Below are 19,966 nucleotides of genomic sequence, written 5' to 3' on the forward strand. Positions count from 1 at the left end.
CTAACGTTAGAAGAGTTAAACGAGAAAATCATGAAAGCCTGGCAAGATAAGACGTATTACATGGACGGAAAAGTGTATTCAGGCGCGGCAGGGAGCATCTTACAAGCTTCTGCGTATGTGGAGGACTTAGAAGGTAAGCTCTCCGAAGCAGGCGTGATGGGAGCGATATCTGGCGTTGGTTTAAGTTTGGCGGCTGTTCGTGGGAGTATGACGTATAAGGGGCTTGGTGGAGCTAAGAAAACGGTTGAGGTTAGTGGGAAACGTGTTACAATAGATAATGATACGTTTGATCCTAATCTAACAGATAAGCTAGGTAGAACTAATACACAAAGAATGGAGCAAGGCTTAGCTCCAATAGGAAAGGACGGAAAGTCGGTTAATATTCATCATATAGACCAGACAGATGATGGACCGGTAATGGAGATTACTGCAACTGAACATCAACAGAATTATGCTGACTTGCATTCAAATACAGGTCAAAGTCCATCTCAAATAGACAGAAATGCTTTTAACAGTTGGAGAAAAGACTATTGGAAATGGCGAGGAAATAATTTAGAATAATCAAGGAGGTCTCAAATGAGTTATCAAAATTTTGAAAAGGCAATGTCACTAGCACCAAAATGCAAGTTTTATACCACCGTTGGTGGGAAATCACAAGAAGAAATTTTGAGATCCGAAGAAATGTTAGGTATAAAATTTTCAAAACAATGTTTGGAGTTTTATGAAAAGTTTGGGTATTTATCATTTTTTGGTACAGAGATATTTGGAATTGACCCAGAGGATGATTCGGGAATTTTAGAAGGTAACTCGGTTGCATATACATTAAATGATAGAGAAGAGTATAATTTACCATTTAATTGGATTCCAGTTTATAATTATGAAGATGGTAATATGGCATATCTAGATTTCTCCAATAAAAATGCAGAGGGAGAACCTAGAATAATAATGTGCATGTACACTGGAAAAGAATATGAAATTATGGAAGTAATTGCAGAGGATTTTGGGGATTTCTTATTGAGCTTAGTAGAACAGCAACTAGACGCATAATAAATATTAAGAATAGCAAAGAAATTTGCATGATTATTCTTACATCATGTTGACTATCCAAAACAATAAACGAATGCCAGTTTTCAAGGTCCTTACCATGTTAGTGGTGCGAAGCAGACCTTTACAAGTGACATTTTTTTATTATAACTTCCGGTGCGGTATGAAAGAAATTAAAATTGATAGTGAAAGTTTTCATCTAGGGGAATGGTAAGACGAATTGAGAAAGGGGGCTAAATTGACGGAATTCTATTCATCTGAATTAATCTCATCCAAATAATTCTCAAAAATGTTATCTAAGACAGTTAAAAGTCCTTCCTTCTCCAGAAAGTGTAACCTATACAGGTTTTTATAAGCAGGAAATAGAGTATATAAAAAGCAAGGAGATAAGTGGTATGCTTACAAATGATATGGTTGAGAATATAAAAAAATTGACAAGACTGATAGAAGAACATTTTTCTAGCACTGTATCAAATTCTTATGTAGAAACTAAAGAAAATTAGGAAATTTTTATTGAATGTTTGATATATAGGAGTTTTTGGCTTCAATTTAGTTTAACCGATATTGGGAAAGGTGGGGTTTTTAGTGTGGATATAGCAATTGGAAAAATGACTCCACTAATCTCAGTAATAGAAAACGGAGAAAATTTACCAATAAATTTTGATGAGACTTCTATCAATGAAAATCTTAGTATTTTGGATGATTATTTACAGTGGAGGATGACAGATTTTCAAAAAACAGATTTTGGGATTTTATAAGTTGATGCGAAAACTAACAGTCATTTTCTTTAACTAGTAAAAACCGAGAAACACCTCCCAACACAGGAAATGTTTCTCAGTTTTTATGCCTACATCGCTAACAAGTTTCCGAATGTGTAGTCGCAAGCTCTTGGAATTTTAAAATACTTTTTTGTGCCGACGAAATCGAAAACGGCAATTCTTCCTCTGAAATCTCACGTTCTTCTGGTACAAGGCCTAATGTGGTGGTTAGATTGCCGCCGCGGATTAGGTCGCTGTGGGTGATGAATTGCGATTTTAAGGGTTTATTGTCGCGCGTTCTGGCGGTGACGAATTGATGCGCAGGCGAATTGTTCGCCGTATCTAACGTTAGGGTTTTGCCGTTTGGCAGGTCAATGCGCACGTTTTCGAAAGCGGGAATTCCGAAGACGTATTCCCCTGAACCGGGTGTCACCGGATAGAAACCGAGCGTACTGAAAATGTACCAGCCGGACATGCTACCGTTGTCCTCGTCGCCAGGATAGCCGTTTATGCCCGCGTCATAAAATTGATTCACCGCTTGCTTGATTAGAACCTGCGTATAAGCGGGTTTTTTCGCGTAGGTGAACAAATAGGGTAAATGGAAACTAGGCTGGTTGGACAGCGCAATTTGACCGAAGTCAATCATCGCCATCTCGCTCATTTCGTGGATCTCGTAGCCGTAGCCATCTACATCGAATTTTGGTGGTGTGTTCGCGAGCTCGGTCAGCTTACGCAAAAATCCACCTTCGCCGTACGCTTCATTTAGGCCAGCAAAATCGTGGAAAACCGCGAAACTAGTCTGCCATGCGCTACCCTCGGCGTAGTCTTTCCCCCAAGAAAAAGGGTTGAAAGGGGTTTGGAAATTTCCGTTTTCGTCTTTGGCGCGCATAAAACCCGTCTTTGGGTCGAAAATATGCAGGTAGTTTTTCGAGCGTTCCTCGTATTCGGCTTCGAGCGCTGTGTTTCCTAGTGTCTTCGCGACGGCGGAAATGCAAAAATCGCTGTAGGCGTAGTCGAGTGTGTGGTTGACGCTTTCATGGTAGTTCAAGGGGACGTAGCCAAGACGGTTGTAGTCCAGTGCGCCGCGGCGACCGTAGTTTTCTTTGTCGGACTGTGTCGTGGCTGCTTTTAGCATCGCGTCTTGAAACTCGGGCATTAAATTTGTGCCGATGCCTTTTACAGCAGCGTCCGCGATGACCGCGTCAATGAGTGTGCCGGGCATGAGGCCGCGTTCGTCAGGCGACAGCCATTTTGGCAGATAGCCCGTTTCGCGGTAGCTATTTAAAAAGCCGCCAAGCATTTTTTCGTATTCATCTGGAATTAAAAGCGAATAAAGTGGGAACACCGTTTTGTAAGTATCCCAAAATCCATTATTCGTATATAATCTACCATTTGCAACGCGCCGTGCAGTCGTGTCATAATGAATCGCATTTTGATTTGCATCATATTCATAAAAGCGCTGCGGGAAAAGCGCCGTCCGGTAAAGGCAATGATAAAATGTGGCGACTTTCGCTTTATCTGAATCGCTTACTTGAATTTTGCTCAAATAGGCGTTCCACTTCGCGGCCGCCCTCGTTTTGGTCGCCTCAAAATCATAATCCGCTTGCCGTTTTAAATTGAGACTCGCTTGTTCAGGGCTGATGAAGCTTGTCGCCAAACTGATTTCCACCGTTTTAGGTGCCGAGCCGTCAAACCCAATTTGGAAAAATTGATTTTCTGCTTTTTGTGCCGCTTTTGAAATGATTTTTCCGTCTACAGGGAAGCCCGTGTTCGAAAAATCAAATGGGCGGTCAGCCGTCAAGACGAAGTGCATTTTGAATTCTGGATCCGCGCAGCCAGCAAAATTCTGCACGTAACCAAAAACGCGGTTTTGCCGTTCGTCCACCTCAATATAACTGATATTTTCAGCAGAAAAAAGCAAGCCGTGTTGTTCGTCTTTCGTATAAGAAAGGCGTATTTTTGCGCCGTAAGTGCTCGGTGTGAGTTCGCTTGTAATTTGATAGCGGAGTTGTTTGATTTTTAAATAATGCGGGCTGAAAACGGCTTCATTCGGCCGATAAGAGCTTTGGGCGAAATATAAGTCATAATTTGCCAACTTCCCAGAAATCGGGGTGAGCAAAAAGTGAGAAAAGTCGCCCATCCACGGGCTTGGTTGGTGTGTTAACCGAAAGCCTTGGAATGTGTGGTCGTTTGGATGGAAAAACCAACTTCCGTTATTGTTTGTCGTCTGCGGCACAAAATAATTCATTCCTCGTGGCACAGAAGTATAGGGAAGCGTATTTCCATTTGAATAACTGTGCTGATTATTTGTGCCATGCCTCGTGTCGATTTGTGTAACGTCCATAATTTCCTCCGATTCTAACGTGCCCCGCTTGACTCCCTTTCAATTAAAGAAACGGGAATGATTGCGTTTTCCACGTCTTTTTTTTGAATTTGTTTTTGCAAACTGATTGCGGCCGCGCGCCCCATCTCTTCAAAATTTTGTGAAATCGTCGTGAGCGAGGGCTCAACAAATTCCGCGGCTTGAATATTATCAAAGCCAATAACCGCCAAATCTTGAGGGATACGAATCCCCATTTTCTTCGCTTGCTTCATAAATTGAATAGCCATCAAGTCATTTTCCGCCACAATCGCCGTCACGTCGTCCGCAACAAACTTTTCCGCAATCCCAGCATACGCCTCTTCCGAGTGCACATTCGTTTCAAGCGCATGAAACGAAATCCCCGCCTCGAACAAAGCCCGCAAATAGCCCATGTAACGCTCGCGAACAGTGGAAGTTTCTTGGATCGTTCTACTGTTTAAAAAGGCGATTTTCGTATGGCCTTTTGATAGGAGTAAATGAGCCGCCATATATCCGCCACTGAAATTGTCCGCCGTTACATACGGAAACGGGATACCCTCCATTTTTTTGTCGAGTAAAACAACCGGGAAACCTTGAAAGTGCAACTGATAAAGAATATCCAAGTTTGAGTTTCCTGTTTCCGGATAGTAAATCATCCCGTCGTATTGTTCAATCAACTGGAAAAAATGCGTTTGAGTTAGGAAACTTTCATCTTGAATGTGCACATGGTACCCTTTTTCCGCTAAATACGGCAGCATTAGAGCTGTAAAATTGCCAAGATCGTGTTGGCCAGGAAAAGGCAAAATAAAAAGGACTTGTTTCATGGAAGTAACCGCTTTTGAAATGGAACGCGCTTTGACAAAGGTTCCCTTGCCGCGAATTCGCTCCACCAAACCTTTGTTTTCCAGTTCAGATAAAGCACGCTTTGATGTAATGCGGCTCGTCTGATGTGAGGCGGCTAGGGCATGTTCTGTCGGCAATTGTGCGCCAACTTGCAACTCACCCGACATAATTTGACGTTCAAGCTGTTCGCTAATTTGCTGGTAAAGTGGTTTTTTAACCATTCAAATTGTCTCCTTTGATATATCATTTAATATACCTACTATACCAAATTTGCGATTTGAAAGAAAATAAAATGAAAAAACACTAGACAATTCATGCTAACATCATTATACTGTATTTAAAGTTAAAAAGATATATCAAATTTTAGGAGTGTTTTAAATGACATATCAAGAGGTTCCTGTTTCAGTAGAAAAGTTTATGAAAATAATTACGGAGAAATGCGGCGAAACACACGCTAACTGGGCGAAAAATTTCAATGCGTGCTTTGCCAATACATTACTCACAACCGTCAAGCGTTTGCCAGATGATACAACATTTTTACTTACTGGTGACATTCCAGCGATGTGGTTGCGCGATTCAACCGCACAAGTCAGACCGTATCTTGTACTTGCAAAAGAAGATCCAGAAATAAAAACGATGATTCGTGGCTTAGTAGAGCGTCAAATGCAGTTCATCTGTTTAGATCCTTATGCAAACGCATTCAATGAGGAAGCAAATGGCGCAGGGCATCAAACGGATAATACAGAAATGAACCCGTGGATTTGGGAACGAAAATATGAAATTGATTCGCTTTGTTACCCCGTTCAACTTAGTTATTTACTTTATAAAGCAACGGGCGAAACGGAGCAATTTAATGAAACGTTCCATCAGGCGGTGAAGAACATTTTAACCGTGTGGGAAGTTGAACAAAAACATGAAGATTCTCCTTATACGTTTACGCGTGATACTTGGCGTATAGAGGATACGCTGCCAGAAGACGGGAAAGGGACAAAGGTTGGCTACACAGGGATGACTTGGTCAGGTTTTAGACCGAGCGATGATGCTTGTAAATTTGGCTATTTAGTGCCTTCGAATATGTTTGCGGTCGTCGTGCTTGGTTATTTGGAGGAAATTTACAGTGAGATTGCGGATGATGCATCGTTAGTGAAGCGAATTCAGGCGCTCCGCGGAGCAATTCAAGACGGAATTGAAACGTACGGGAAAACAAAATCACAAGCTGGCGAAACGATTTTTGCGTACGAGGTGGACGGTCGCGGCGGTGTGAGTGTGATGGACGATTCAAACGTGCCAAGCCTACTTTCGGCGCCGTACTTAGGTTATGTGTCGCCAAACGATGAAACATATCTCGCAACGAGAAAAGTGTTACTAAGTGAGGAAAACCCTTATTTTTATAAAGGAGAGTTTGCGAGAGGGATTGGCAGTTCGCATACGCCGCCCGATTACATTTGGCCAATTGCACTTGCGATGGAGGGCATGACGACTGATGACAAGTCGGAGAAGGAACGTATTTTGAACTTGCTTGTCGATTGCGACGGCGGGACGAATTTAATGCACGAAGGTTTTGATGTGAACAATCCGTTTGCCTATACGCGCGAATGGTTTTCTTGGGCCAATATGATGTTTTGTGAGCTTGTGATGGATTATTTTGATATTCGAGTCGAAAAATAGGAGGAGAAAACGTGAAAAAAGTTTATATTGTTTCGCATAGTCACTGGGATAGAGAATGGTATATTCCGTATGAAGCGCACCACATGCGGCTAATTGAATTGATGGACGACTTGCTCGAATTGTTTGAAACCGACCCGGAATTTGAAAGTTTCCATCTAGACGGGCAAACGATTATTTTAGACGACTATTTACAAGTGCGCCCAGAAAAAGAAGCGGCCGTTCGGAAAGCCATTGAAGCTGGCAAACTAAAAATTGGTCCGTTTTACATTTTGCAAGATGCCTTTTTAACGAGCAGCGAATCAAATGTGCGCAACATGCTAATTGGTATGCAAGAAAGTAAAAAATGGGGCACGCCCGTTAAGCTCGGCTACTTCCCTGACACGTTTGGAAACATGGGGCAAACGCCGCAATTGATGAAAGAAGCAAATTTGGACGTTGCCGCTTTTGGCCGAGGAGTCAAGCCGACTGGTTTTAATAATGTTGTAATTAATGATGAAAAATATTCCTCGCAGTTTTCGGAAATGTGGTGGGACGGGCCTGACGGTAGTCGCATTTTAGGCGTGCTGTTCGCCAACTGGTACAGCAACGGGAATGAAATCCCAACAGACAAAACGGCAGCGAAAGCGTTTTGGGAGCAAAAATTGCGCGATGCCGAACAATATGCCGCAACGGATCATTTGCTCATGATGAATGGCTGCGACCACCAACCAGTTCAAAAGGACATTACAGAAGCAATTCGCGTGGCCAATGAATTGTATCCGGATATTGAATTTATTCACGCTGGCTTTGATACGTATTTAAATGCACTAAAAGCAGACTTGCCTGCTGATATGAGCGTCATTGAAGGTGAACTTACAAGCCAAGAATCAGATGGTTGGTACACGCTCGCAAATACGGCATCATCGCGCGTCTACTTGAAACAGCAAAATACGGAAGTGAGCTGCCAGCTAGAAAATATCGCCGAACCGCTTGCAACAATGGCGTTCGCGGAAGGTTTCGCATATCCAACGGACAAACTCAACTATGCGTGGAAAACGCTCATGCAAAACCACCCGCATGATAGCATTTGCGGCTGTAGCGTAGATTCGGTTCACCGCGGAATGGTCACACGTTTTGAAACGGCAAATGAAGTCGGCAAATACGTGGCTAGTGAGGCAGCAGCATTTCTCGCTAAAAAAATTGACACGAGTGCTTTTGACGCTGACGCGAAACCGTTCGTTGTTTGGAATACGACATCTTTCCAAAAGACGGGCTCCGTTACGATTGAACTCGAGTGGGAAAGAATGCTTTTTGCAGGCAATAAACACGATACGCTCTACGATAAACTTTCCAGTAAGCCTGTTCCTGAAGTTTCTGTTGTGGACATTCGCGGCAATCAAATTCCGTTTGAGCTTCTATCGCAAGAAGTACGATTTGGCTTCGATTTACCTAAAGATGCTTTTAGAGTCCCTTATATCGCGCGCTACATCACGGTTGAGCTATTCTTGGTCGACATGCCGGCGTATAGCCACGAGGTTTTCGGTCTTGTACAAAAAGCGCCGACTGCCGGTTCTGAAAATCTGGTGAAGGGGACGCATACGCTTGAAAATGCTACTGTCCGTGTTGATGTGAACGAAAACGGGCAGCTTACAATCACGCACAAGCCGACTGGTCGCATTCACGAAAACCTTCTTTCTTTTGAGGAAACGGGAGATATTGGGAACGAATATATTTTCTTTGAGCCGACCGGGGTTTCGCGCTACTACTCGCATGAAAGCCCAGCTGAAGTTCGGGTTATTCGAAATACGCCGAATGTAGGGGAAATTGAAATCCGCCATGAAATGCTTGTCCCTGAATCCGCGGACGAACTCCTTGACAAGGAACAAAAAATGGTGCTCGAATTTAAACTGCGCAAAGCTAAACGCTCCAAGAAAATGAAAAAAATGGTCATCACGACTCGTGTTGTTTTAGAGAAAAACAATTCGCTCGTGCAATTTGAAACGACCGTGAATAACGACATCAAAGATCACAGGTTGCGCGTTTTATTCCCAACAAGCTTTGAAACTAACGTCCATCAAGCAGACAGCATTTACGAAGTGGTGACGCGGCAAAACAAAATGCCAGAAACGTGGGAAAATCCGACGAATCCGAATCACCAACATGCCTTTGTGCACATGGAAGACGAAGCTGGCGGAATGACGATTGCAAACATGGGCTTAAATGAATACGAAGTGCTCGCAAATAACACCATCGCGCTCACGCTGTTCCGTTCTGTCGGCGAAATGGGTGACTGGGGCTACTTCCCAACGCCAGAAGCGCAGTGCCTCGGTGAACATGTTTTCCGCTATGGTCTCATGTTGCACGGCGACGGGGAGCGCGAAAAAACATTCCATCAAGCGAAACAATTCCAAGTGCCGTTTACCGCCGAACAAACCAATGTGCATCGTGGCGAAATCCCCGCTACAAAAGCATTCCTCAAAGCGAACAACGACGCTTTCCTAATGACCGCACTCAAAAAAGCACAAACGGAAGACGCCATAATCCTCCGCGGCTACAACTTAAAAACATCTAAAGAGCCACTTGAAATTAAAGCAGGTGCGCGTAGCAGCTACCGTACGAACCTCCTTGAAGAAGGCCAAAATCCGCTACCGAATGAACTAAAACCTGCAGAAATCGTGACTATAAAATTAATTTAAAACGCACATTAGAGGCTGGGAAATACTTCCCAGCCTTCAGTCTGATTGTGCGTGGTATGTTTTGTTTTGCTTAAGTTTAGCGTTTATTAACGGCCTGTCAATTTACTTCGCTAATAAGCAAGCGTTAAGTTTTTTTAAAAGCGCTGAATTTTCTTTTGATAAGGAGATGCGGTGTACAATTAAGCAATTCGAAATGTCTAAAATTAACCTATTTAAAAAAAGTGAATCATTGTAGCATAAATCAATTTCGGAAATCCATTTTGTAAGAATATTTTTCAATTCAATGGTATTCTTTTCCACTAAATTTTGTGATAAAGCACGCACGATTGGTATGGCTGCATTCAATTGTTCTTTTGTAGTATAATATTGGTAATTCATCTGAAATCCTCCTATGTAGTTTTGCTATATTTAAGTATATAGAATATCCCCTAATAATTATATAGCCTCATGAAAAAATAAACGATGCAATGTTTTCATCGTGAAAGGACTTTAAAATGGATGAACTCGACCAAGAAATCATAAAGCTATTAAAAAAAGACGCACAGTTAACAAATAAGGAAATTGGAAATGAAGTGCACCTAACAGGTCAAGCAGTTGGCAAACGAATATTGAATTTGAAAGATGCAGGTATCATAGGCAGTTACACCATAAAAGTTTATTACAGTAACAAACAGTTTATTCGCGTATTTATGGAAGATAATCGTTTTAAAGAGGTCGAACAAAAAATTATGGAATATGAGGAAATTGAAGAATTTTATAAAGTAAGCGGACATGCTTGCTTTATGGTAGTTGCGCATTTTGAACCAGAAAAGTTAAAAGTTTTTATTGAATCACTTTCGAAGTGGGCGCGTTGTAGTGTAGATTCAGTTGTCGGCGATCGACTTGAAAATAAGTAAAAAGCGATTAAATGTGAATCGCTTTTTTTTGCTACGTCATACATCATCTGCGACTCTTGACAATGTACGCCAGATGTTGTATTATAGTTAAATGCCAAAAGAATCTATACTGTTTTTTGGTGCGCTCATTTTTATGTAAAAAGCTAGTGAAATGAAGCGTTTCCATTGTTTTGGTAGCATAATGGACATGGTCGTGGTTTTCAAGCAAATAGGTCAAATTTGATTTATTATGAAACTTTTTTTAAAAAAGTCTCTTTGCCGAATGAAATCCGCTTTCTTTTTGTCTAAAACAGCATAGAATTTTCTTTTAAAGTTCCATTCAAAGTTGTCCTTTTGCTGGTATTTAAGCCGGCTGAAAAGTGGCAGGAAGCTTTTGATGAACGGTATTTAAGCGAGTGATTTTTACACGTGTAAAAAAAGCTCTTAGCGTCTTAAATTCCGGGTGCGGGGGGTTCCACCATTTGTGCGAATGACAACCATTTTGAATGTGCTTATAAATTTTAAAAAAATTGAGGGGTGAAGAGTTTGTCAGGACATGATGTACAATACGGCAGACACCGTAAACGTAGAAGTTTTGCTCGGATTAGTGAGGTATTAGAATTACCAAACTTAATCGAAATTCAAACAGCGTCTTACCAGTGGTTCTTAGATGAAGGACTCCGTGAGATGTTCCGCGATATTTCTCCAATTGAGGATTTCGCAGGCAACCTATCGCTAGAATTTATCGATTACGATTTAGGAGAGCCGAAATATTCGGTAGAAGAATCCAAAAATCGTGATGCAAACTACGCAGCACCCTTACGCGTTAAACTACGCCTAATCAACAAAGAAACAGGCGAAGTAAAAGACCAAGAAGTTTTCATGGGTGATTTCCCGCTGATGACAGAAATGGGAACATTTATCATCAACGGAGCAGAGCGTGTTATCGTTTCACAACTCGTTCGTTCCCCAGGTGTATACTTCAATGACAAACTAGACAAAAACGGTAAAAAAGGTTTCGGTTCAACCGTTATCCCAAACCGCGGCGCTTGGTTAGAATATGAAACAGACGCAAAAGACGTTGTGCACGTGCGTATCGACCGCACACGTAAATTGCCTGTTACCGTTTTACTCCGTGCACTCGGATTTGGTTCCGACCAAGAAATTTTAGATTTAATCGGAGATAACGACTATCTTCGCAACACCCTAGAAAAAGACAACACGGACAACGCAGATAAAGCGTTACTCGAAATTTACGAACGTTTACGTCCAGGAGAACCTCCTACTGTAGAAAACGCAAGAAGCTTACTAGTGTCTCGCTTTTTCGATCCTAAGCGTTACGATTTAGCTAGCGTTGGACGTTATAAAATCAACAAAAAACTACACCTTAAAAACCGGTTATTCAACCAAGTTTTAGCTGAAACGTTAGTGGACCCTGAAACAGGTGAGATTATCGCTTCAAAAGGCGACATTTTAGATCGCCGCAAACTAGATACGATTATTCCTAATCTTGAAAACGGCGTTGGCTTCCGTACACTGCGTCCAACTGATGGCGTATTAGAAGACAATGTAGTTGTTCAATCTATTAAAATTTATGCACCTGACGATGAAGAAAAAGAAATCAACATCATTGGAAATGCGTATATCGATGAAAATGTAAAACACATTACGCCATCTGATATCGTGTCTTCCATCAGTTATTTCTTCAACCTTCTGCACGGCGTTGGCGATACAGATGACATTGACCATTTAGGTAACCGCCGCCTACGTTCAGTCGGTGAACTGCTTCAAAACCAATTCCGTATCGGTTTATCCCGTATGGAACGTGTGGTTCGTGAACGTATGTCTATCCAAGATATGACAACCATCACACCACAACAATTAATTAACATTCGCCCAGTTGTCGCTTCTATTAAAGAATTCTTTGGTAGTTCACAATTGTCGCAATTCATGGATCAAACAAATCCACTTGGCGAACTTACGCATAAGCGCCGTCTATCTGCCTTAGGTCCTGGTGGTTTGACGCGTGAACGTGCCGGCTATGAAGTGCGTGACGTTCACTATTCTCACTACGGTCGTATGTGTCCAATTGAAACGCCAGAGGGACCAAACATCGGTTTGATTAACTCCCTTTCTTCTTATGCGAAAGTCAATCGCTTCGGGTTCATCGAAACACCATATCGTCGTGTTGACCCTGAAACGAACCAAGTAACCGACACAATCGATTATTTAACAGCAGATGAAGAGGATAACTACGTGGTTGCGCAAGCGAACTCCAAGTTAGACGAAAAAGGTGCATTTACGGAAGAAGAAGTTATGGCTCGATTCCGTTCTGAAAACCTTGCTGTGGATAAAGAACGCGTCGATTATATGGACGTATCGCCAAAACAAGTTGTGTCCGTCGCAACAGCTTGTATCCCGTTCCTAGAAAATGATGATAGTAACCGTGCCCTAATGGGTGCGAACATGCAGCGTCAAGCTGTTCCATTAATGCATCCGGAAGCACCGTTTGTTGGAACAGGTATGGAACACGTATCGGCAAAAGATTCCGGTGCAGCTGTAACCGCGAAACATGACGGTATCGTAGAACACGTTGAAGCACGCGAAATTTGGGTGCGCCGCGTATCTATGGTTGATGGCAAAGAAGTAACAGGTGGAATCGATAAATATACACTACGTAAATTTGTTCGTTCCAACCAAGGAACATGTTATAACCAACGTCCAAACGTTGCAGAAGGGGACCGCGTCGTTAAAGGCGAAATCCTCGGTAACGGTCCATCCATGGATTCAGGAGAGCTAGCACTAGGACGTAACGTTTTAGTAGCCTTCATGACATGGGACGGCTATAACTATGAGGATGCGATTATTATGAGCGAACGTCTTGTAAAAGACGACGTTTATACGTCCATTCACATCGAAGAATTCGAGTCCGAAGCACGTGATACGAAGCTTGGACCTGAAGAAATGACACGCGATATTCCAAACGTTGGTGAAGACGCACTTCGCGATCTTGACGAACGCGGTATTATTCGTGTCGGTGCTGAAGTAAAAGATAACGACCTTCTTGTAGGGAAAGTAACGCCAAAAGGTGTAACCGAACTTACGGCTGAAGAACGTTTATTACATGCTATTTTTGGTGAAAAAGCGCGTGAAGTTCGCGATACATCACTACGTGTACCTCACGGTGGTGGCGGTATCGTTCTCGATGTTAAAATCTTTACTCGTGAAGCCGGTGACGAATTACCACCAGGCGTAAACCAATTAGTGCGTGTATATATCGTACAAAAACGTAAAATTCACGAAGGCGATAAAATGGCCGGTCGTCATGGTAACAAAGGGGTTATCTCCCGTATCTTACCAGAAGAAGATATGCCATTTATGCCTGATGGAACACCCGTTGATATCATGCTTAACCCATTAGGGGTGCCATCTCGTATGAATATCGGGCAAGTGCTCGAACTTCATTTAGGTATGGCGGCTCGTAAACTCGGCATTCATGTTGCAACACCAGTATTTGATGGAGCAAATGAAGAAGACGTTTGGAGCACAGTGGAAGAAGCGGGAATGGCTCGCGATGCGAAAACTGTTCTTTATGATGGACGTACAGGTGAACCATTTGATAACCGTATCTCTGTCGGCGTTATGTATATGATTAAACTTGCTCACATGGTTGATGACAAATTGCATGCTCGTTCGACTGGACCATACTCACTTGTTACCCAACAACCACTTGGAGGTAAAGCTCAATTTGGTGGACAACGCTTTGGTGAGATGGAAGTTTGGGCTCTTGAAGCGTACGGTGCAGCCTATACGTTACAAGAAATTCTAACAATTAAATCAGATGATGTTGTTGGACGTGTGAAAACGTATGAAGCAATCGTGAAAGGCGAAAGCGTGCCGAAACCAGGCGTGCCGGAATCTTTCCGCGTATTAATCAAAGAGTTGCAAAGTTTAGGTATGGACGTCAAAATCCTATCTGCAGACGAGGAAGAAATCGAAATGCGTGATACCGATGACGACGATTTCTCCGGTCAAAACGATGCATTTAATATTGTGAAGCCTGAAGAGGCTACCGAGCAGGTTGACTAACCCGCCCGAAACAAAACTCCAAAATAAAAATAATTTTTCGATAAACTTAAACATGATGGACTTGTTAGCCGCAAGAAGCACTGAACGTAGTCGTGCTTTCTTGCGGGCCAAGTTATATGAAACGATATAATTTAAACCTAATAAGTGAAAAGTCATGACCAAAATTAGGAGGTTGGGCACTTGATAGATGTTAATAATTTTGAGTATATGAAAATCGGTCTAGCATCTCCAGATAAAATCCGTTCTTGGTCGCACGGTGAAGTAAAAAAACCTGAAACAATCAACTACCGTACGCTAAAACCAGAACGTGACGGACTGTTTTGTGAGCGTATTTTCGGACCAATGAAAGACTGGGAATGTTCGTGCGGAAAGTACAAACGTGTCCGCTATAAAGGCGTCGTTTGTGACCGTTGCGGGGTTGAAGTAACGAAATCCAAAGTTCGTCGCGAACGCATGGGACACATTGAACTTGCAGCGCCAGTTTCACACATTTGGTATTTTAAAGGTATTCCAAGCCGTATGGGTCTTGTGATGGATATGAGCCCGCGTGCGCTTGAAGAAGTTATCTACTTTGCGTCTTATGTAGTAACAGAGCCAGGCGACACACCGCTTGAGAAGAAACAACTTCTTTCTGAAAAAGAATATCGCGTTTATCGTGAAAAATATGGTCAAACCTTCCAAGCTGGAATGGGTGCCGAAGCAATTAAGAAAATTCTCTCAGACATCAATCTTGAAAAAGAAACAGATGAGCTGAAAGAAGAATTGAAAACCGCACAAGGTCAACGCCGTACGCGTGCAATTCGTCGCCTAGAAGTAATGGAAGCCTTCCGTAACTCTGGCAATAATCCAAGTTGGATGGTTCTTGATGTACTACCAGTTATTCCACCAGAACTTCGCCCAATGGTACAACTTGAAGGTGGCCGTTTTGCAACAAGTGATTTAAATGATTTGTACCGTCGTGTTATTAACCGGAACAACCGTTTGAAACGCTTGCTTGACTTAGGCGCACCAAACATCATCGTCCAAAATGAAAAACGGATGCTTCAAGAAGCAGTTGATGCGTTAATTGATAATGGTCGTCGTGGCCGTCCAGTGACTGGACCAGGTAACCGTCCATTAAAATCTTTATCGCACATGCTTAAAGGGAAACAAGGTCGTTTCCGTCAAAACTTACTCGGTAAACGTGTCGATTATTCCGGTCGTTCCGTTATCGTCGTAGGACCTAACCTTAAAATGTACCAATGTGGTCTTCCAAAAGAAATGGCACTTGAATTATTCAAACCTTTTGTGATGAAAGAACTCGTTGGACGAGGCCTTGCGCACAACATTAAGAGCGCTAAACGTAAAATTGAACGCATGGCGCCAGAAATCTGGGATGTCCTTGAAGAAGTTATTCGCGAACATCCAGTTCTACTAAACCGTGCCCCTACGCTCCACAGACTTGGTATCCAAGCGTTTGAACCGACTTTAGTTGAAGGTCGCGCGATTCGTTTGCATCCACTTGTTTGTACGGCGTATAATGCCGATTTCGATGGTGACCAAATGGCCGTCCACGTTCCACTTTCGGCAGAAGCACAAGCGGAAGCACGCATTTTAATGCTTGCCGCACAAAACATTTTGAATCCAAAAGATGGTAAACCAGTTGTAACACCTTCCCAAGATATGGTGCTAGGTAACTACTATCTGACACTTGAACGTGAAAATGCGGTTGGTGAAGGAACAATCTTTAAGGATATTAACGAAGCGCAACTTGCTTATCAAAATGGCTATGTTCACTTGCATTCTCGTATTGCCGTTTACGCAGGATCCATTCCAAATGAACGCTTTACAGAAGAGCAACGTAAGCAACTATTAATTACGACAGTCGGTAAATTGATTTTCAACACAATCTTACCAACATCGTTCCCTTATATTAACGAACCAACGAAATATAATTTAGAAATTGAAACGCCTACAAAATATTTTGTTGAGCCAACAACGGACGTTAAAGCGCATATTGCTAAGCAACCAATTGTTGACCCATTCAAGAAGAAAATTCTTGGAAATATCATTGCAGAAGTGTTCAAACGATTCCATATTACAGAAACATCTAAAATGCTTGACCGCATGAAAGACTTAGGTTTCAAAATTTCCACAAAAGCGGGTATCACAGTTGGTATTGCAGATATCTTAACGCTTACGGAAAAACATGAAATTCTAGAAACAGCACATGATATGGTTGAAAAAATCACGAAACAATTCCGTCGCGGTTTAATTACAGATGACGAGCGTTATGAGCGCGTTATCGGCGTTTGGAATGCTGCCAAAGACGAAATTCAAGGAAAACTAATTTTAAGCTTGGAACGTTTAAATCCAATCTTTATGATGCAAGATTCCGGAGCTCGTGGTAACATCTCGAACTTCACGCAACTTGCTGGTATGCGTGGTCTGATGGCTGATCCATCTGGACGTATCGTAGAACTTCCAATCACTTCAAACTTCCGTGAAGGGTTAACAGTCCTTGAATACTTTATCTCGACCCACGGAGCGCGTAAAGGTCTTACCGATACAGCCCTGAAAACGGCCGATTCTGGTTATCTTACTCGACGCCTTGTTGATGTGGCGCAAGATGTTATCATTCGTGAAGACGACTGTGGCACGGACCGCGGCTTAACAATTAAAGCGATTCGCGAAGGTACGGAGATTATTGAACCGCTAGAAGAACGTCTAGAAGGGCGCTATGCTCGTAAAACCGTGCGTCACCCTGAAACTGGCGAAGTTTTAGTTAAAGAAAATGATTTGATTACTGAACCGATTGCAGTAGCAATTGTTGAAGCGGGTATTGAAGAAGTATCGATTCGCTCGGCGTTTACATGTAATACAAAACATGGTGTATGTAAAAAATGTTATGGTAAAAACTTGGCTACTGGTACAGAAGTTGAAGTTGGTGAAGCAGTCGGTATTATCGCGGCACAATCTATCGGGGAACCTGGTACACAGCTTACAATGCGTACGTTCCATACTGGTGGGGTAGCCGGCGACGATATCACGCAAGGTCTTCCACGTATTCAAGAAATTTTTGAAGCACGTAATCCGAAAGGACAAGCAACCATCACAGAAGTGGCTGGGGAAGTTGTTTCTATCGAAGAGGGCCGTGACCGTGGACAAGAAATTACAATTCAAGGTGCGGACGACCGTCGTAGCTACACAGTTCCTTATACAGCACGTCTTCGTGTTCAAGAAGGTTCAATGGTAGACCGCGGGGAAGCACTTACGGAAGGTTCTATTGATCCGAAAGCGCTAATCCGTGTACGTGACGTTTTATCCGTTCAAGAATACTTGCTTGCTGAAGTACAAAAAGTTTACCGGATGCAAGGGGTAGAAATTGGCGATAAACACGTTGAAGTAATGGTTCGTCAAATGTTGCGTAAAATCCGCGTAATGGACACTGGGGATACGGATATCTTACCAGGTACATTAATGGATATTCATACGTTTACAGAAGCAAACCGTGAAGCTATTTTGAGTGGTAAACAACCGGCTACTGGTCGTCCAGTATTACTCGGAATTACGAAAGCTTCTCTTGAAACGGATTCCTTCTTATCTGCTGCATCATTCCAAGAAACAACACGTGTTCTTACTGATGCTGCGATTAAAGGAAAACGTGATGAACTTCTTGGTCTTAAAGAGAATGTTATTCTTGGTAAACTTGTACCAGCAGGAACAGGTATTCACCACTATCGCAAATTAAAACCAGAAGTTGTTGGTGCTGAAAAAGAAATAACAGAGGAACCAACTACTTTCTAAAAAATAAAACGGAAATCATTTTATGAAATGATTTCCGTTTTTATTTGTATGAAAGAAGCTATAATTGTCTTTTTTTGACACGTATATGATATTTTGTGTCTAAAATGTGTCTGAGAAAAGATAAGTATACATTTAAAAATGGCTTAAATAGGCGATTTAGACCATGTCAAGAATATTTTGTTAAAAAATAATCAAATAAATCCTGAATTTCACAAAATTTTCATTGAATACGACTAAGAAGAAAGGTATTCTTATGGTACTAACCATCAGGAGGTTTAATGAATGGCAGTGAAGCAAAAAGCATTAACTTTTATGTTAGTGACAACAATAATGGCAATACCTTTTGTACCAGTTACAGTTTTAGCAGAAGAACCAATTGTTACAGAACAAGGGACAGAGATAGTCCAAATTCCAGATTTACAGTTAAAAAAATATTTAAATACTCAATTAAGGCAGGCGCAAGATGCGGATATTACACAAGCGCAATTGAATACACTCCGTAGTGTTTCACTTTCAGGGGATACCTACACAAATTTATCAGGGCTTGAACATGCGAACAATTTGACGGCGTTGTCTTTGTCGAATACGTCCAACATTGCGGATCTTTCAACAGTGACGGCGATTCCTAGCTTGACCAATTTGACGATTTCGGGTGCTTTTCTTACGGACGATAAATTACCGGACTTAAATAATGTGACGAACCTCGAATCTGTTAGTTTGAGTAATACGTCAAATACAAACGCAGTTTTTTCGAAAATAAATAAAATGCCAAACGTCGCGAATTTATATGTGCAGAATAACTATAACATCACAGATATTTCGGCTCTTAAAAGTATGCCGAAATTGAAAGTATTATTTGTGCAATTCGATGGCATTCAAGATTTACAATGTATTTCTGAGTTTCCAGCATTAGAATCGCTCGCGGCAACGGGGCAAAATACAGGGCGTCTTGATGCTCATAATAAAATTAAAAGCTCAGTACTCAGCTATGATGAAGCCAATCAAACAGTGTTTATTCCATTTTCGATGATGGTAAATCGCTTTACGCATTTTAATGGCTATCAACCACCGTTTACAAAATCGACTGCATCAAATCAAACATTTTTAGCATTTAATGATACAAGAGTGGATAATAGCCGCCTTTCTATAAATGATGAAGGCATTACGGTTAACGCGATGACAAAAGAAGACTTCGATAACCTTTCAGAAATCGAATATAATGCATTTTATGATAATGCGGCCGGAAGTTATGCAACACCAACATTTTTACAAGGCTATAATGCTTCGTCCGGCACGTATGACCAATATTTTGACATTGAACATTTTATTACTTTGACAGCAGATGAAGCTTATGAATATGACCAAAATCAACAAGTGACAGAAGCGCAATTTTTGCAAGATGTTCATGCGACAACCGATGATGGTTCACCAGTGACGAGTAATTTTGCACAAGTTGTTGATTTAACAACACCGGGAGTTTACGAAGTGACATTGAATGCTGAAAATGAAGCAGGTCTAAAAGCAACGCCTGTTAAAGTTCAAGTTACCGTACGAGAAGTTGCACCCGCACCAGTTGACCCAACAAATCCAGAACAGCCTGTGACACCGGAAACGCCCATTACACCAACAGAGCCAGAGAAACCAGAAACATCAAAAGCTGGCGAAATGGTTGTACCAAAAGAGACAAATGAGCAACAAAATACCATCATCACACCAAAAACGAACACCGAAAAACCAACAAAAAGCACACATCTTCTGCCTAAAACGGGGGATACAAATGGACTGCTTTATGTGGCGTTAGGTGGCCTTCTAGTACTAGGTGGGTTCGCTTTGTTTCGCCGCAAGAGAATATCGAAATAAAAAAATGAGGTTGGATTAATTCCAACC

The 19,966-nt window shown here is 41.9% G+C and carries 12 protein-coding genes; 9 read left to right on the forward strand and 3 right to left on the reverse strand.

What is annotated here, in order from left to right:
- The 3 genes from BN1609_RS12940 to BN1609_RS13945 all read left to right on the forward strand — a co-directional run.
- Nucleotides 1-561: HNH/ENDO VII family nuclease (locus tag BN1609_RS12940; RefSeq protein ID WP_220387169.1), on the forward strand; the 561-nt coding region annotated here is incomplete at its 5' end.
- Nucleotides 562-576: 15 nt separating this feature from the next.
- Nucleotides 577-1,047: an SMI1/KNR4 family protein gene (locus BN1609_RS12945; protein ID WP_088840939.1), complete on the forward strand. Its 471-nt coding sequence runs from the start codon at nucleotides 577-579 to the stop codon at nucleotides 1,045-1,047.
- A 584-nt stretch (nucleotides 1,048-1,631) separates the two neighbouring features.
- A complete protein-coding gene (locus BN1609_RS13945; RefSeq protein ID WP_159458337.1) occupies nucleotides 1,632-1,802 on the forward strand; it encodes a hypothetical protein in 171 nt (56 codons plus the stop codon).
- 97 nt (nucleotides 1,803-1,899) lie between these two features.
- Here BN1609_RS13945 and BN1609_RS12950 read toward each other — a convergent pair whose 3' ends face one another.
- Nucleotides 1,900-4,146 carry a GH92 family glycosyl hydrolase gene (locus tag BN1609_RS12950; RefSeq protein ID WP_088840940.1) on the reverse strand — a complete coding sequence of 749 codons (2,247 nt, stop codon included), beginning with the start codon at nucleotides 4,144-4,146 and terminating at the stop codon, nucleotides 1,900-1,902.
- 14 nt (nucleotides 4,147-4,160) lie between these two features.
- The gene (locus BN1609_RS12955) at nucleotides 4,161-5,207 is read right to left on the reverse strand and encodes a substrate-binding domain-containing protein (RefSeq protein WP_088840942.1); all 1,047 of its coding nucleotides are present in this window, start codon (nucleotides 5,205-5,207) and stop codon (nucleotides 4,161-4,163) included.
- 157 nt (nucleotides 5,208-5,364) lie between these two features.
- Between BN1609_RS12955 and BN1609_RS12960 the strand changes: the two genes are divergently transcribed.
- Both BN1609_RS12960 and BN1609_RS12965 read left to right on the forward strand, forming a co-directional pair.
- On the forward strand, nucleotides 5,365-6,654 hold the full coding sequence (locus BN1609_RS12960) for a glycoside hydrolase family 125 protein (RefSeq protein ID WP_088840943.1): 1,290 nt from the start codon (nucleotides 5,365-5,367) through the stop codon (nucleotides 6,652-6,654).
- A gap of 11 nt (nucleotides 6,655-6,665) precedes the next feature.
- Nucleotides 6,666-9,329: an alpha-mannosidase gene (locus tag BN1609_RS12965; RefSeq protein ID WP_088840945.1), complete on the forward strand. Its 2,664-nt coding sequence runs from the start codon at nucleotides 6,666-6,668 to the stop codon at nucleotides 9,327-9,329.
- 102 nt (nucleotides 9,330-9,431) lie between these two features.
- Here BN1609_RS12965 and BN1609_RS12970 read toward each other — a convergent pair whose 3' ends face one another.
- A complete protein-coding gene (locus BN1609_RS12970; protein WP_088816090.1) occupies nucleotides 9,432-9,707 on the reverse strand; it encodes a bacteriocin immunity protein in 276 nt (91 codons plus the stop codon).
- A 116-nt stretch (nucleotides 9,708-9,823) separates the two neighbouring features.
- Between BN1609_RS12970 and BN1609_RS12975 the strand changes: the two genes are divergently transcribed.
- The 4 genes from BN1609_RS12975 (at nucleotide 9,824) to BN1609_RS12990 (ending at nucleotide 19,939) form a co-directional block, all read left to right on the forward strand.
- Nucleotides 9,824-10,225, forward strand: coding sequence for an Lrp/AsnC family transcriptional regulator (locus BN1609_RS12975; protein WP_088810489.1), 402 nt, complete (start codon nucleotides 9,824-9,826; stop codon nucleotides 10,223-10,225).
- A gap of 516 nt (nucleotides 10,226-10,741) precedes the next feature.
- Nucleotides 10,742-14,293 carry a DNA-directed RNA polymerase subunit beta gene (gene rpoB / locus BN1609_RS12980; RefSeq protein WP_088810488.1) on the forward strand — a complete coding sequence of 1,184 codons (3,552 nt, stop codon included), beginning with the start codon at nucleotides 10,742-10,744 and terminating at the stop codon, nucleotides 14,291-14,293.
- A gap of 180 nt (nucleotides 14,294-14,473) precedes the next feature.
- Entirely contained in the window at nucleotides 14,474-18,079 is a 3,606-nt protein-coding gene (gene rpoC, locus BN1609_RS12985; protein WP_088810487.1) for a DNA-directed RNA polymerase subunit beta', read from the forward strand.
- 282 nt (nucleotides 18,080-18,361) lie between these two features.
- On the forward strand, nucleotides 18,362-19,939 hold the full coding sequence (locus BN1609_RS12990; protein ID WP_088816089.1) for a LapB repeat-containing protein: 1,578 nt from the start codon (nucleotides 18,362-18,364) through the stop codon (nucleotides 19,937-19,939).
- Nucleotides 19,940-19,966: the final 27 nt, after the last annotated feature.

Origin of the sequence: Listeria sp. ILCC797 (assembly GCF_900186185.1) — a bacterium.
In the GTDB taxonomy this organism is placed as follows: Bacteria; Bacillota; Bacilli; order Lactobacillales; family Listeriaceae; genus Listeria; species Listeria goaensis.

What these genes read in the sequence shown, in the direction of transcription:
- BN1609_RS12945 (WP_088840939.1), top strand. Translation starts at nt 577, where the DNA reads ATGAGTTATCAAAATTTTGAAAAGGCAATGTCACTAGCACCAAAATGC.
- BN1609_RS12950 (WP_088840940.1), bottom strand. Translation starts at nt 4,146, where the DNA reads ATGGACGTTACACAAATCGACACGAGGCATGGCACAAATAATCAGCAC.
- BN1609_RS12955 (WP_088840942.1), bottom strand. Translation starts at nt 5,207, where the DNA reads ATGGTTAAAAAACCACTTTACCAGCAAATTAGCGAACAGCTTGAACGT.
- BN1609_RS12960 (WP_088840943.1), top strand. Translation starts at nt 5,365, where the DNA reads ATGACATATCAAGAGGTTCCTGTTTCAGTAGAAAAGTTTATGAAAATA.
- BN1609_RS12970 (WP_088816090.1), bottom strand. Translation starts at nt 9,707, where the DNA reads ATGAATTACCAATATTATACTACAAAAGAACAATTGAATGCAGCCATA.
- BN1609_RS12975 (WP_088810489.1), top strand. Translation starts at nt 9,824, where the DNA reads ATGGATGAACTCGACCAAGAAATCATAAAGCTATTAAAAAAAGACGCA.
- BN1609_RS12990 (WP_088816089.1), top strand. Translation starts at nt 18,362, where the DNA reads ATGGCAGTGAAGCAAAAAGCATTAACTTTTATGTTAGTGACAACAATA.